We start from the raw sequence: 12,684 nt of genomic DNA, 5'->3' as shown, positions 1-12,684 counted from the left end.
TGCAGATCATGCAAAGTTTTTTATGCCGCCGGGGCAGGTCGGCGGCGTTTAGCGCGGGAAGATCAGGCTGAAGACAATCTGCGCGGCAGGGGGGGCGGGGTAACACGCCGCCTGAGCTTCACCGCCGTGCAGCGTCATGATGGCGCGCACGATCGACAGCCCCAATCCGCTGGCCTGGCTGCTGCGCGCGGTATCGGCGCGATAAAAGCGATCGAACAGCTTTTCCAGATGCTCGGCGGCAATCGGCGGCCCCTGGTTGATCACCCGCACCGCCAACGCCCCAGCTTGCATTTCGGCGCGCAGCACGATTTGACTATGTCGATCGCCGTAACGCACCGCATTGGCCACCAGATTGCTCAGCGCCCGCTGGAACAGCATCGCGTCGGCTTGCACCTGCCCCGTGCCGTCACACACCAGCGTCATGCCGCGCTCCTCCGCCAGCCCTTCGAAATAATCGGCGACCCGGTGCAGTTCCCGCGCCACGTCCAGTTGGCGGTAGTTGAGCACCGATTGCGCTTCGCTGGCACGCGCCAGAAACAGGATGTTTTCCACCATCCGCGAGATGCGCTCCAGCTCTTCCATATTGGTCGACAGCAGGGTTTCGTACTCGTCGCTACTGCGCGGCTGGTACAACGCCACCTGACACTGGCCCATCAACGCGCCGATTGGGGTGCGGATTTCATGCGCCAGATCGGCAGAAAACTGTGTCAGACGCTGATAACCCGCGTTCAGCCGGTCAAGCATGGCATTGAAAGAGCGGATCAGCTGTTGCAGTTCCTGTGGCGCGCCCTGCTCACTGAGCCGGGTCGACAACGTCTGTGGCGAAATCGCCGCCGCCTGGGTTGCCATACGCCACAACGGCCGCAGTTCACGACGCATCACCCAGTAACCCAATAGGGCAATCGACAGAAATGCGGCGACCACCGCCGCGACAATACGCCACAGGTAACGTGCCAGCATCTTCTGTTCATTGGCCATAACGTGGGCGGCGGTTATTTGCAACAGCGCGCCGTCTTCCAGCTTCACCAGCGCTGAAACCACCCGCAGCGGCACTCCCTGCGGGGTTTCGCCGGCCTGTACCGCGCTGCGCGACTGCGGCTGTCCGGGCGGCGTGGGGGTTAACGCCGGCAAATTCAGCCTGGCCGGATTGACGTTGATTAACGCTTTTTGCCCCTGTAGCCGGAAGATCAGCACGTCCTGTTCGTTGCCCAGCATGTTCTCGAACAGTCCGGTATTGGCGGTCAGCCGTTCAAGCGGAAAACGTTGGCTGAGCAAATGCCGGAAATATTCGACCCGACCGATGATCTGCACGTCGCTGCGGTACACCATTTCCTGACGCATCGCGCCGTACAGATAACTGCCCGCAGCGCTGACCACCAACGCCGCCGCCAGGGCAAACAGCATCGCGCTGCGCAACGTCAGCGACAGTGAGCGCCAGCGCGCCGCCAGCCGGCTCATGCGCGTGGCTCGCACACGTAGCCGATACCGCGCACGGTATGGATAAGTTTGACCGCAAACGGCCGATCGATTTTGGCGCGCAGCCGTTTGATTGCCACGTCCACCACGTTGGTATCGCTGTCAAAGTTCATGTCCCACACCTGCGAGGCAATCATGGTGCGAGACAGCACCTCGCCCTCGCGCCGCACCAGCAGGTGCAGCAGCATAAATTCCTTGTTGGTCAGCGTAATGGTTTGTTCCTGCCGCACCACTTTACGGCGCAGCACATCAATGTGCAGATCGGCAATCGCATAATGATCGGCTTCGCGCACCGTACCGCGACGTAGCAAGGTGCGCAGGCGCAGCACCAGTTCGGTAAAGGAAAACGGTTTGATCAGATAGTCATCGGCCCCCAGCTCCAGGCCGTGAATGCGGTCTTGCACCCCGTCGCGCGCGGTGAGAAACAGGATCGGCACGTCGCTTTTCTTGCGCAGCACCTCGATAATCTGCCAGCCGTCCAGCCCTGGCAGCATCACGTCGAGCACGATGGCATCATAGCCGTGCTCCAGCGCCCGGAACAGCCCATCGGTGCCGTTACGCGCCAGATCGACGCGGTAGCCAGCCTCTTCCAGCCCTTTTTTCAGATAATCTCCGGTGCTGGTATCGTCTTCAACCACCAGTATTCGCATGCTCATTACCTCATTACACCCACGGGAATACTAGCAGCTTCGGCTGACAAACTTGATGACATTAATGTCATCAAATCGACATGGTGCTGTCCCTATTGCTCGACCATGCTTAACCGGCAACCTACTACAGGAGAAATTTATGCTTACTCGTCACCGTATTGCCGGTTTACTGCTGTCCAGCCTGATGATGTGCAGCGGCATCGCCGCCGCGTCAACGCCAGGCAAAGCCATCGCGCCACTGCGCGGCACCATCGATCAGGTGAGTGACACCCAGTTGCAGCTCACCGATCGTAAAGGCAGCAAGATCGAGGTCAAACTCAACGATAAAACCCAGGTATTCAGCGTTGCGAAAGGCACCGCAGAGGATATCAAGCCCGACAGCTTTATCGGCACCGCCGCGGTACCCCAGGCCGACGGCACGCTGAAGGCGCTGGAAGTGCATGTCTTCGCCGCCAGCCTGCGCGGCACCGGTGAAGGCCATTCGCCGTGGGAATCGGCCGACGGCAAGGTAGATACCATGACCAACGGTACGGTGGGCAAACTGGTTAATGCCAATGGCCGCACCCTGACGGTGAATTACGGCAACCAGCAAAAAACCGTGATCGTACCGGACGACGTGCCGATTGTGACGCTCGATCCGGGCGATCGCAGTCTGCTGAAGCCAGGGGCACACATCGTGCTGTTTTCCGCTACCGACGCCAAGGGTGAACGCGTGGCAACGCGCATTTCCGCCGGTAAAGACGGCACCGTGCCGCCAATGTAACTCGGGAGCCGACGATGAAAACCAACGCGCCGCGGCCGGCGCACCGCTGGCCGATCAGGATAACCCACTGGGTCAATCTGTTCGCCATGGTGTGCATGTTCATGAGCGGCTGGGAAATCTACAACGCCTCGCCGCTGTTCGACTTCCGCTTTCCGCCGCAGATCACGTTGGGTGGCTGGCTGGGCGGCGCGATTGGCTGGCATCTGGCCGTGATGTGGCTGCTGGCGCTCAACGGGCTGTGCTATCTGCTGTGGAGCCTGTTCAGCGGCCATTTTCGCCACGATCTGCTGCCGCTGCGCATTGCCACGCTGCGGCAGGATCTCTGGCAGGCGCTGACGCTGCGTTTGCAACACCGACACGGCCATTACAACAGCATTCAGAAGCTGATGTATCTGGGCGTGCTGCTGCTCGGCCTGCTGCTGGTGCTTTCCGGTCTGGCCATCTGGAAACCGGTGCAGTTGTCCTGGCTGGTGGCGCTGTTCGGTGGATTCGATATTGCGCGCTACCTGCATTTTTTCGCCATGGCGGCGATTGGGCTATTTGTGGTGATTCACCTGCTGATGGTGATCCTGGTGCCGCGCACGCTGTGGGCAATGCTAACTGGAGGTCAACGTGAAGAATAAAACCCCGCGCGCGCCAACGCTGGAGCCGGATCAGAAAAAACGCCTGGTGGATCTGCAACGTCGCCTGCTGCTGCGTTCCGGTCTGACGCTGGGCGGAGTGGCGATGTTGACCGGTTGCAATATGCAGGACGGCGATCGGGTGGATAAAGTGCTGTGGGCAATGTCGCGCTGGAACGATCGGGTGCAGAGCTGGCTGTTCAGCCGGCAGCGGTTGGCGCAAACCTATCGCCCGGATCAGATAACCCAGCCGTTCCCGTTCAACGCCTATTATCCGCAATACAACGTGCCAGAGGTGGATCTCGACAGCTTTCAACTGGAGGTGTCCGGCAAGGTGGCGAAAAAGGCGCCGTGGACCCTGGCGCAGCTACAGCGTTTGCCGCAGCACAGCCAGATCACCCGTCTGATCTGCATCGAAGGCTGGAGCGCCATCGGCCAATGGAGCGGCGTGCCGCTGAGCAGTTTTCTGCAACAGGTGGGGGCCGATCTCAACGCGCGCTACGTTGGTTTCAAGTGCGCCGACCGCTACTATTCCAGCATCGACATGGCCACCGCGCTGCATCCACAGACCATTCTGGCGCTGGATTTCGCCGGCAAGGCGCTGCCGGCGGAATACGGTTACCCGCTGCGGCTGCGGGTGCCGACCAAGCTGGGCTTCAAGAACGCCAAACACATTGCCGCCATTGTGGTCAGCGACACCAACCCCGGCGGCTACTGGGAGGATCAGGGCTATAACTGGTTCAGCGGCATCTAGCCTGCCCGGCCCGTCAGGCGCCGATAGCGTTCAGCATGCTCATTGTCTCATCCGACAGAGACAGCTGCGCGACCGCCAGGTTTTCGTGCAAATGGCCGAGCGAAGATGTCCCCGGGATCAACAGGATATTCGGCGCACGCTGTAGCAGCCAGGCCAGCGCCAGCTGCATCGGCGTCACTGCCAACTGCTGCGCCAGCTCAGACAGCGTCGAGGATTGCAGCGGGCTGAAGCCGCCCAGCGGAAAGAACGGTACATAGGCGATGCCGTCGCGGGCCAAATCATCGATCAACGCATCATCACCGCGACAGGCCAGATTATACTGATTCTGCACGCAGACGATCGGGCAAATCCGCCGCCCTTCTGCCACCTGACGGGGTGTCACATTGCTTAAACCGATATGGCGTACCAGCCCCTGCTGCTGCAACTGCGCCAGTACGCTAAGCGGCTGTTCGATCGATCCTTCCGCCGGGCCGTGCGCGTCAAACATGATACGCAGATTGACCACCTCAAGCTGTTCCAGCCCCAGATTACGCAGGTTATCGTGCACCGCCTGTGTCAACGCCTCGGCAGAAAAAGCCGGCAACCAGGCGGCATCGTCGCCGCGGCGCGCACCGATTTTGCTGACAATGGTCAGATCGTCGGGGTAAGGCGCCAACGCTTCGCGGATTAGCTGGTTGGTAATATGCGGGCCGTAAAAATCACTGGTATCAATATGATTAACCCCCTGCTCAACGGCGCTGCGCAACACCGCCAGCGCCGCAGCACGATCGCGCGGTGGGCCAAATACTCCCGGACCGGCCAGCTGCATCGCGCCGTATCCCAGGCGGTGCACGCGGCGATCCCCCAGGGTGTAACTGCCTGACTTTTCGATCTGAGACATGTTGTCGCTCCTTTTTGTATTCGCTGCTGACAAGATAGTCCCTTTTCGACCGCACGATAATCCGGCACAATCCGCATGGGCTGTGCGAAATGGCGAACAATCATCATGAAGAGCGATCTGAACGATTTAAGGGCGTTTGTCGCGGTAGCGCGCGCCGGTGGATTCCGTGAAGGTGCCAAGAGCAGCGGCACCAGCGCCTCCGGGCTGAGCGAAGCGGTACGCCGGCTGGAAGCGCAGCTTGGTGTCCGGCTGCTGAACCGCACCACGCGCAGCGTAATGCCCACCGAAGCCGGCCGTGACTTGCTTGAGCGGCTGACGCCCGCCTTGAACGAGGTCGCCGCGGCACTCGATTCGGTCAACCACTTTCGCGACAAGCCGGCCGGCACCCTCAAACTGAACGTGCCGGTCAGCGTCGCCCGTCTGGTGCTACCCGCGCTGGTGTCACCGTTTCTTGCGGCCTATCCCGATATTCAGTTGGAAATCGTCACCGAAGAGAGCTTCGTCGACATTCTGGCGGCAGGCTGTGATGCCGGGATCCGGTATGATGAACGGCTGGAGCAGGACATGATCGCGGTGCCGATCGGCCCGCGCAGCCAACGTTTTGCCGCCGCCGCCTCCAGCGCCTACCTCAATCGGCACGGCCGGCCGCAACACCCGGATGAATTACTCAACCATGCCTGCATACGCGGGCGTTTCCCCAGCGGCACGCTGGCTACCTGGGAGTTCGCCCAGGCCGAGCAGCGGGTACGAGTAGATGTCGACGGACCGCTGATCGTGCGTCTCGGCGGGGCAGCGGATCTGGCTATCGATGCCGCGCTGGCCGGCACCGGGGTAGTCATGCTGTTTGAAGAGTGGCTGCGACCGTATTTGTCACGCGGCGAGCTTGAACCGGTGCTGGAGCCCTGGTGGCCAGCGTTTTCCGGCCCGTATCTCTATTATCCCGGCCACCGCCTGGTTCCCGCGCCGCTCAAGGCCTTTATCAGCTATGTCAAAACCGTTGCCGCTCACCCAGCGACGCCACAGGCGTCTGCCGGCTGAACGCAAAGAAGCGCCTGACCCTCGGCATACAGTTGTAACATATTGAGAATATGCTACTTTTCTAACAGAGTCTCAGCCAGAAACTACCAGCGACAAGGGGCATTATGACGAACAGCGAAACAGGCACCAGACTGACGGCCTCCGAGGCACTGGATCAACTGGAAACCATGTACGACGACGCGGTAAATGCGCTACGCACGGCGATTGGCGCCTATATTGAACACGGCAGGTTGCCTGACGTCAAAGCGCGCGCGGAAGGGTTGTTTGTCTATCCGCAACTGCGGGTCAGTTGGGATGGCACCGCCCCCAGCGAGAAAAAAACCCGCGCCTATGGGCGCTTTACCCATCCGGGCTGCTACACCACCTCCGTAACCCGACCGCAGCTGTTCCGCCATTATCTGGCCGATCAGCTGTCTCTGCTGCAGGGCGAATACGGCGCCAATATCGAGGTGGTGCCGTCAACGCTCGAGATCCCCTACCCGTATGTGATTGACGGCTCCAGCCTGTCGCTGGATCGTTCCATGAGCGCCGGGTTGGCGCAGCATTTTCCCACCACCGAACTGTCGCAAATTGGCGATGAAACCGCCGATGGTTTATTCCACGCCACCGATACCTTCCCGTTGTCGCACTTTGATGCGCTGCGCGTCGACTTTTCGCTGGCGCGTCTGCGCCATTACACCGGCACGCCGGTAGAAGACTTCCAGCCGTTTGTGCTGTTTACCAATTATACCCGCTACGTTGACGAGTTCGTCAGCTGGGCCTGCCGACAAATCGCCGATCCCGACAGCCCGTATCAGGCGCTGTCCTGTGCCGGTGGCACCTATATCACCGCAGAAACCTCGGCGCCCGAGCAGGCCGTATCCGACCTGGCGTGGAAAAACCACCAGATGCCGGCCTACCATTTGATCGGCGCCAACGGTCAGGGCATTACGCTGGTCAACATCGGCGTCGGGCCGTCGAACGCCAAAACCATCTGCGACCATCTGGCGGTGCTGCGACCGAATGCCTGGCTGATGATCGGCCACTGCGGCGGCCTGCGCGAGAGCCAGTCAATTGGTGATTACGTGCTGGCGCACGCCTACCTGCGTGACGATCACGTGCTGGATGCGGTGTTGCCGCCGGATATCCCAATCCCGAGCATCGCCGAAGTGCAGCGTGCGCTGTACGACGCGACCAAAATGGTCAGTGGTATGCCGGGGGAAGAGGTCAAACAGCGGTTGCGTACCGGCACCGTGGTCACCACCGACGATCGCAACTGGGAGCTGCGCTATTCGGCGTCGGCGCTGCGATTTAACCTCAGCCGGGCGGTGGCGGTGGATATGGAAAGCGCCACCATCGCCGCACAGGGTTACCGCTTCCGCGTGCCGTACGGGACGTTGTTGTGCGTATCGGACAAACCGCTGCACGGTGAGATCAAGCTGCCAGGACAGGCGAACCGTTTTTATGAGGGGGCGATTTCAGAGCATCTGCAAATCGGTATTCGCGCGATTGACCTGCTGCGCGCCGAAGGCGAGCGCCTGCATTCACGCAAACTGCGTACCTTCAACGAACCACCGTTCCGTTAAGTCACAACGCGGCCGGGGGCCAGACGCCCTCGGCCGCAGCGCCCGATTACGCGCGGTGATGTTGCAGCCGTTCGCTGCGGTAGAAGTTCAGCACGCACCAACCCAGGGCGATCAGCGCCAGCGGTGCACCAACCAGACCGATATTCGGCATGCCGAGGTGCAAACTGACCTGATTGCCCAGCAGCGCCCCACCGCCGATCCCCAGATTGTACAATCCCGAGAAGATCGCCATCGCCACATCGGTCGCATCCGGCGCCAGGCTGAGCACTTTGGCCTGCATCGACAGGCCAATCGCCATGATCGCCATGCCCCAGAAGGCGCAAAGCAGCGTGAGGTTGAGCTGACTGCCCGCCGCCGGCAACAGCAACAGCAGGCACAGCGTCAACAGGCCAATCGCGCCGATAAACAGAGCCGACGGGTAACGCTCGCTATAACGGCTGAACAGCATGCTGCCGATAATACCGCTCGCACCGAACAGCAGCAGCATCAAGGTGGTGAAGTTGCCGCTCAGGCCGGCCACGTTCTGAATGAAAGGCTCGATGTAGCTGTAAGCGGTGAAATGCGCCGTCACCACGATAATGGTCAGCATATACAGGCTGACCAGCGCCGGGCGCTTGAACAGCATCGGTACGCTGGCCAGTGAGCCGGAATGCTCACTTTTCAGCTCCGGCAGCAGCCGCCACAGCATCACCAGCGCCAAGGTGGCCGCCACCGCGATGCCAATAAAGGTCATACGCCAACCGAGCAACTGCCCGACCACCCGGCCCAGCGGCAGCCCCAGCACCATCGCCAGGGCGGTGCCGCCAGCCAGCATGCTTAATGCCTGGGCTTTTTTACCCGCCGGCGCCACGCGAATCGCCAGAGAGGCGGTAATTGCCCAAAACACCGAGTGCGCCAAGGCTACGCCGGCACGTGAAATCACCAGCGTGGTGAAATCCCAGGCCACGGCGGTCAACACGTGGCTGGCGATAAACAGAATAAATACGCCAATCAGTAACTTGCGACGCTCAATCTTGCTGGTCAGCAGCATGCAGATCAACGACGCCGTGGCCACTATCCAGGCGTAAATGGTAATAATCAGTCCCACCTGTTCGGTTTGCATGGCGAAGCTTTGGGCAATGTCACTGAGCAAACCGACCGGAATAAATTCGGTGGTATTAAAGATAAATGCGGAAACGGCAAGCACGACGACGCGCAGCCAGGCTGTGCGGCGGGAAGCAGCAATCTCTTCCATGGTAAATGGGTCCAGAACAGGTGGGAAGCAATGGAGATATTTTATCCAACTGCGTTATGAAATGCGATATGCGTCACACTTTTTATTATGATTATTTTTTCTTGCTGGTGAGCTAAACATACCTGCCCCCAGCGCTATGCCGTAGGTCACGCCGACGCGCCCCCCGATACGACGCCTCCTACGCCATTTTGCCTGCCAATCACACCAGCAATGGCGAAAAACCCGTCATACTGTACATTGCATCAGCAAACGCACTTTTTTGCCTAATCTCGGCTTTGACAAACCCCCTCACCCTCGCTAACATGCGCCCCGTTCAAACGATTCCTCTGTAGTTCAGTCGGTAGAACGGCGGACTGTTAATCCGTATGTCACTGGTTCGAGTCCAGTCAGAGGAGCCATATTTAGAGAAGCCCGCTTAAGGAAACTTAAGCGGGCTTTTTGCTTTTGATGCTCCGATGCCTTTGGCGCTTATCCCGATGTTTCTCTGGCTGACGCCCGGCAGCAACGTGATGACTTCCGTAAGCTATTGGTGCAGAACGTACTACCCACTCTCAGGGAAAATCCTTTGAGCACGTAGCATTGAGCTGGCATAAAAGGCGCATCAGAGTTTCCGGAATCGCCCTGGCACCTTCACTATTCAAAGCACTTATGGCGCCAATACCAGACGTAAGGAATATACGGTCTGTAAAACGGAAGGATCATAACCACCGCCGTTTTTTCTATTTGTATAAAACTCGCAGTGTCGATAAAAGTGATTACTGGTGAGATACCCGTGCAGATAATACCGACTTCTGAAATTCGCTTATATGACGCCACATGGCAATGGGATTGGAATACATAGGAAAATGCCCGCACTCAGGAATTTCAGCCAGCTTCACGCCTCGCTGCTGAATATAATCAAGGTAGGACAGGGTTGCATTCTGTTCGCCGCACATGAACATTTTTGGACAGGGTAGATTCAGAAATTTGGTCATCAGTTCTCCGTGGTCGGAGTAATCAACCATCGATTTAAAAATGTATCTTACTGCACTGGCACGTACTTTATAACGAAGGCTCACCGAATATAATGCACTGGCCCAGGCCGGGACATGCAGAGTTCGCACAATGAATTCATCAAAAAATTGCTCATCGCTGCCCTCCGGATAATCAATGACCTGACGACTCAGGAAACAGTCTTCGGGGGCAATATTGCCCTCGATATCTACAAAGCTCAGCACGCGTTCCGGGTGGGTATGATTTCGTCGATCCTGAAGACCTGAAGGTGAGCAAGCAATATGCCCTTGAAAAATACAGGCTGAAGCTGGCAGAGATATACAAAAGCGAAGAAAGCATTACCGGCATGCCTGTAAACATGACGGATTTGCAGCTCTTTACGACGGAATACACTTCGTCTGTCCCACTGAATCTGGCCTATAAGGCGGCTCAGTTAGCGGATCGCAATAAAGCCGACCGCTTTTTATATAACCTGCGCTTTGCCACCCTGGTTGAATGCAGTCCGACAACGCGTCCGGAAGAAATACTGGCGGTAGTGGCTGACACCGGCATCAGCGTCAACGAATTCCTTAAGCACTATGAAGGCGGCAGCGCACATGCGTCACTGACTGATGACTTCAGCCTGCGGCAGTCGCTGGGTGTGAGAGGGCTGCCTGCTTATCTTTTGGAATATGAAGATAAACGAGCGCTGGTTAACGGCGTGATTGGATACGAACAATGTCGTTCCACGATCATAAAGTTGACCGACGGAGAACTCGCTGAAATGCAGCCGGAAATATCAACAGATAGCGTCCGGAGATTAATTAACCTGCATCCGTTAATCTCGCCGGTTGAGATTAAAGAAGCGTTTTCCCTGCGGGGCATCTCTGCGGTTAAGGCGTTGATCCAACCCTTACTGGATGCAGACGAGATTTTTATCAAAGAGGTTTACCACGGGGGGGTTATTCGGAAGCATCAATAAGCCACCAGGGCATTCAGCCTCTTTACTATTTTCAGTGATGCGAACAATGCGCGCGATCATTAAAATCCTCATTATTACTAACTTAGTAATTCTGTTTTAAAGATCAGGTTCTTTTTCGTAACAATAATGAAGCTAGGATCTTCTCCAGAGCAATTTACCTATCACAGCCGCCGAAACCGGCAGGCTGAACAACGTTTCTGAAGGAGATCGCGTCATGAAAAACAACCGTATCTGTCAAATTCTGGGCATCGAAAAGCCCGTTATTCAGGGGCCATTATCGTGGCTCACCGATGCACGACTGGTTGCCGCCGTAAGTAACGCTGGTGGCCTGGGCGTACTCGGTCCAAACGCGGGCTTAACGGCGGAAACCGCTGTATCAACACCGGAAGAAACAGCCGAAAAGATGCGTGAAGAAATCCGTAAAACTAAACGGCTGACGGAAAAACCATTCGGGGTAAACCTTATCCCAACTCCGGGGAATGATATCTGGACGCCGCCTATCCTGCAGGTAATCAAGGAAGAAGGCGTCAGGGCCGTAGTTTATACCGGTTACGGCGAGGGTGCCGTCATTCCGGACCTCTTCAGAGACTTAAAAGAGGCTGGCATTTCAATCATCTACCGCGATATTAATCCGACGCCTGAAAACACCCGTCTCGCGGAAGAAGCCGGTGCAGATATTGTCGTTGCAACCGGTTTTGACGAGGGTGGCACGTTACCCGGAACCGCGCTAGGAACCTTTTCGATCGTGCCATTGATTGCTGATGCCGTGAAGAACATTCCTGTGATGGCCGCAGGCGGTATTACCGACAACCGCACCGCCCGTGCAGCCCATGCGCTGGGCGCAGAAGGTGTATTTGCCGGATCGGTGTTTATTGGCACGGAAGAAAGCCGCGTGCCACAGTCGGTGAAAGATAAAATCATTGAGGCCAACGGCCTGGATTTGCTGCTTTTCCGTACCCTGCCTGATTACTACCGCTCACTCCCAGGTAAACTGGCCGAAAAGCTCGTGTCGATGGATAAAGCTGGCGCAAGCAATGAAGAGCTGGGTAATGCAATGGGCGGTTTACGGGGTCTGCGTATCGGCATGCTCGAAGGCAATACAGATGAAGGCTATATCGCGCTTGGCACGGGGATCGGAAACATCCGCCGCGTCAAAAGCGTCGCTGAGGTCGTGAACGAGCTGACTATTGCCTGAGGACAGTATCAGCCGCCAAAGATAACGTTCCGGTAACCAGGTTAACAATGTCCGCTTCTCGCACTAAGCCGATCACAAAATGTCAAACAAGGTCCGCTGTGAGCGAGGAGCGGACGCTGGCAGTGACCATAAATCACAGCAGCCAAAAATGACGGTTAGTTAAGCCGTGGGGATTCCTTTTACCATTCAGCCGGTTGCTATAAACTGATCTGGTCAGCTGTATAAGGACTAATGCAATCTCACGGTCATTTAACTAAGGTAACTCAGAATGCCAATTTCTATTAAAACGACGAAAAATACCCGCACAGGCATCAGGGGGGTGCAACGATATGGAGCAATGTATCGCTGGCGTGTTGATGCTACTCGATTCAGAAGTCTTACAGGACAAGACCCAACACCGCCATTCATTGCCTGTCTTAATAAGAGTAAATCCGGGTGTGTAGACTCTGTTCGTTTTCATACGATTGAGGATGCTGGTGATGACCTTTGCCGGTTCTTAAAAGCTATGACTGGGGTCTCATTCGAGTATCAATGACCTTTGCATCTTGCTTAATA

12 protein-coding genes, 1 tRNA gene and 1 pseudogene are annotated in these 12,684 nt (G+C 57.3%); 9 read left to right on the top strand and 5 right to left on the bottom strand.

Features of this window, described 5'->3' with window-relative positions; genetic code table 11:
• Positions 1-48: 48 nt before the first annotated feature.
• Both ACCC84_RS07675 and ACCC84_RS07670 read right to left on the bottom strand, forming a co-directional pair.
• Positions 49-1,458 (bottom strand): heavy metal sensor histidine kinase, encoded by a 1,410-nt coding sequence (locus tag ACCC84_RS07675; protein WP_371901708.1) that lies wholly within the window; start codon positions 1,456-1,458, stop codon positions 49-51.
• The gene (locus tag ACCC84_RS07670; RefSeq protein WP_039991912.1) at positions 1,455-2,126 is read right to left on the bottom strand and encodes a heavy metal response regulator transcription factor; all 672 of its coding nucleotides are present in this window, start codon (positions 2,124-2,126) and stop codon (positions 1,455-1,457) included. The genes ACCC84_RS07675 and ACCC84_RS07670 overlap by 4 nt, the downstream gene beginning before the upstream one ends.
• A gap of 139 nt (positions 2,127-2,265) precedes the next feature.
• Here ACCC84_RS07670 and ACCC84_RS07665 point away from each other — a divergent pair, with 139 nt between their 5' ends.
• From ACCC84_RS07665 to ACCC84_RS07655, 3 genes are read left to right on the top strand one after another with little or no spacing between them, the layout of a single operon-like run.
• Entirely contained in the window at positions 2,266-2,889 is a 624-nt protein-coding gene (locus ACCC84_RS07665; RefSeq protein ID WP_198774013.1) for a hypothetical protein, read from the top strand.
• Positions 2,890-2,903: 14 nt separating this feature from the next.
• Positions 2,904-3,512, top strand: coding sequence for a cytochrome b/b6 domain-containing protein (locus ACCC84_RS07660; protein ID WP_004960934.1), 609 nt, complete (start codon positions 2,904-2,906; stop codon positions 3,510-3,512).
• Positions 3,502-4,263: a molybdopterin-dependent oxidoreductase gene (locus tag ACCC84_RS07655; RefSeq protein ID WP_004960933.1), complete on the top strand. Its 762-nt coding sequence runs from the start codon at positions 3,502-3,504 to the stop codon at positions 4,261-4,263. Before ACCC84_RS07660 ends, ACCC84_RS07655 begins: the two co-directional genes overlap by 11 nt.
• 13 nt (positions 4,264-4,276) lie before the next feature.
• Here ACCC84_RS07655 and ACCC84_RS07650 read toward each other — a convergent pair whose 3' ends face one another.
• Positions 4,277-5,143, bottom strand: a complete 867-nt coding sequence (locus ACCC84_RS07650; protein ID WP_004960931.1) for an aldo/keto reductase family oxidoreductase — start codon at positions 5,141-5,143, stop codon at positions 4,277-4,279.
• Positions 5,144-5,248: 105 nt separating this feature from the next.
• Between ACCC84_RS07650 and ACCC84_RS07645 the strand changes: the two genes are divergently transcribed.
• Positions 5,249-6,181 carry a LysR family transcriptional regulator gene (locus ACCC84_RS07645; protein WP_198774012.1) on the top strand — a complete coding sequence of 311 codons (933 nt, stop codon included), beginning with the start codon at positions 5,249-5,251 and terminating at the stop codon, positions 6,179-6,181.
• Between the two features lie 104 nt (positions 6,182-6,285).
• Positions 6,286-7,746, top strand: a complete 1,461-nt coding sequence (locus ACCC84_RS07640) for an AMP nucleosidase (protein ID WP_004960927.1) — start codon at positions 6,286-6,288, stop codon at positions 7,744-7,746.
• Between the two features lie 46 nt (positions 7,747-7,792).
• Here ACCC84_RS07640 and ACCC84_RS07635 read toward each other — a convergent pair whose 3' ends face one another.
• A complete protein-coding gene (locus ACCC84_RS07635; RefSeq protein WP_004960924.1) occupies positions 7,793-8,980 on the bottom strand; it encodes a sugar transporter in 1,188 nt (395 codons plus the stop codon).
• 322 nt (positions 8,981-9,302) lie between these two features.
• Between ACCC84_RS07635 and ACCC84_RS07630 the strand changes: the two genes are divergently transcribed.
• Both ACCC84_RS07630 and ACCC84_RS07625 read left to right on the top strand, forming a co-directional pair.
• Positions 9,303-9,378: transfer RNA gene (locus ACCC84_RS07630), tRNA-Asn, on the top strand.
• A gap of 65 nt (positions 9,379-9,443) precedes the next feature.
• Positions 9,444-9,574: pseudogene (locus ACCC84_RS07625) on the top strand (Arm DNA-binding domain-containing protein); the annotation flags it as partial.
• Positions 9,575-9,735: 161 nt separating this feature from the next.
• Here ACCC84_RS07625 and ACCC84_RS07620 read toward each other — a convergent pair.
• The gene (locus tag ACCC84_RS07620; RefSeq protein WP_371901707.1) at positions 9,736-10,197 is read right to left on the bottom strand and encodes an alpha/beta fold hydrolase; all 462 of its coding nucleotides are present in this window, start codon (positions 10,195-10,197) and stop codon (positions 9,736-9,738) included.
• Between the two features lie 44 nt (positions 10,198-10,241).
• Between ACCC84_RS07620 and ACCC84_RS07615 the strand changes: the two genes are divergently transcribed.
• Both ACCC84_RS07615 and ACCC84_RS07610 read left to right on the top strand, forming a co-directional pair.
• Positions 10,242-10,934, top strand: coding sequence for a DsbA family protein (locus ACCC84_RS07615; RefSeq protein WP_371901706.1), 693 nt, complete (start codon positions 10,242-10,244; stop codon positions 10,932-10,934).
• A gap of 214 nt (positions 10,935-11,148) precedes the next feature.
• A complete protein-coding gene (locus ACCC84_RS07610) occupies positions 11,149-12,129 on the top strand; it encodes an NAD(P)H-dependent flavin oxidoreductase (RefSeq protein WP_371901705.1) in 981 nt (326 codons plus the stop codon).
• Positions 12,130-12,684: the final 555 nt, after the last annotated feature.

This window comes from Serratia odorifera (assembly GCF_041448735.1).
GTDB lineage: Bacteria > Pseudomonadota > Gammaproteobacteria > Enterobacterales > Enterobacteriaceae > Serratia_F > Serratia_F odorifera.
This window is presented reverse-complemented; position numbering and strand designations above follow the sequence as displayed.

Coding starts and splice junctions, on each gene's coding strand:
- ACCC84_RS07675 (WP_371901708.1), bottom strand. CDS start 1,458: ATGAGCCGGCTGGCGGCGCGCTGGCGCTCACTGTCGCTGACGTTGCGC.
- ACCC84_RS07670 (WP_039991912.1), bottom strand. CDS start 2,126: ATGCGAATACTGGTGGTTGAAGACGATACCAGCACCGGAGATTATCTG.
- ACCC84_RS07665 (WP_198774013.1), top strand. CDS start 2,266: ATGCTTACTCGTCACCGTATTGCCGGTTTACTGCTGTCCAGCCTGATG.
- ACCC84_RS07660 (WP_004960934.1), top strand. CDS start 2,904: ATGAAAACCAACGCGCCGCGGCCGGCGCACCGCTGGCCGATCAGGATA.
- ACCC84_RS07650 (WP_004960931.1), bottom strand. CDS start 5,143: ATGTCTCAGATCGAAAAGTCAGGCAGTTACACCCTGGGGGATCGCCGC.
- ACCC84_RS07645 (WP_198774012.1), top strand. CDS start 5,249: ATGAAGAGCGATCTGAACGATTTAAGGGCGTTTGTCGCGGTAGCGCGC.
- ACCC84_RS07640 (WP_004960927.1), top strand. CDS start 6,286: ATGACGAACAGCGAAACAGGCACCAGACTGACGGCCTCCGAGGCACTG.
- ACCC84_RS07635 (WP_004960924.1), bottom strand. CDS start 8,980: ATGGAAGAGATTGCTGCTTCCCGCCGCACAGCCTGGCTGCGCGTCGTC.
- ACCC84_RS07610 (WP_371901705.1), top strand. CDS start 11,149: ATGAAAAACAACCGTATCTGTCAAATTCTGGGCATCGAAAAGCCCGTT.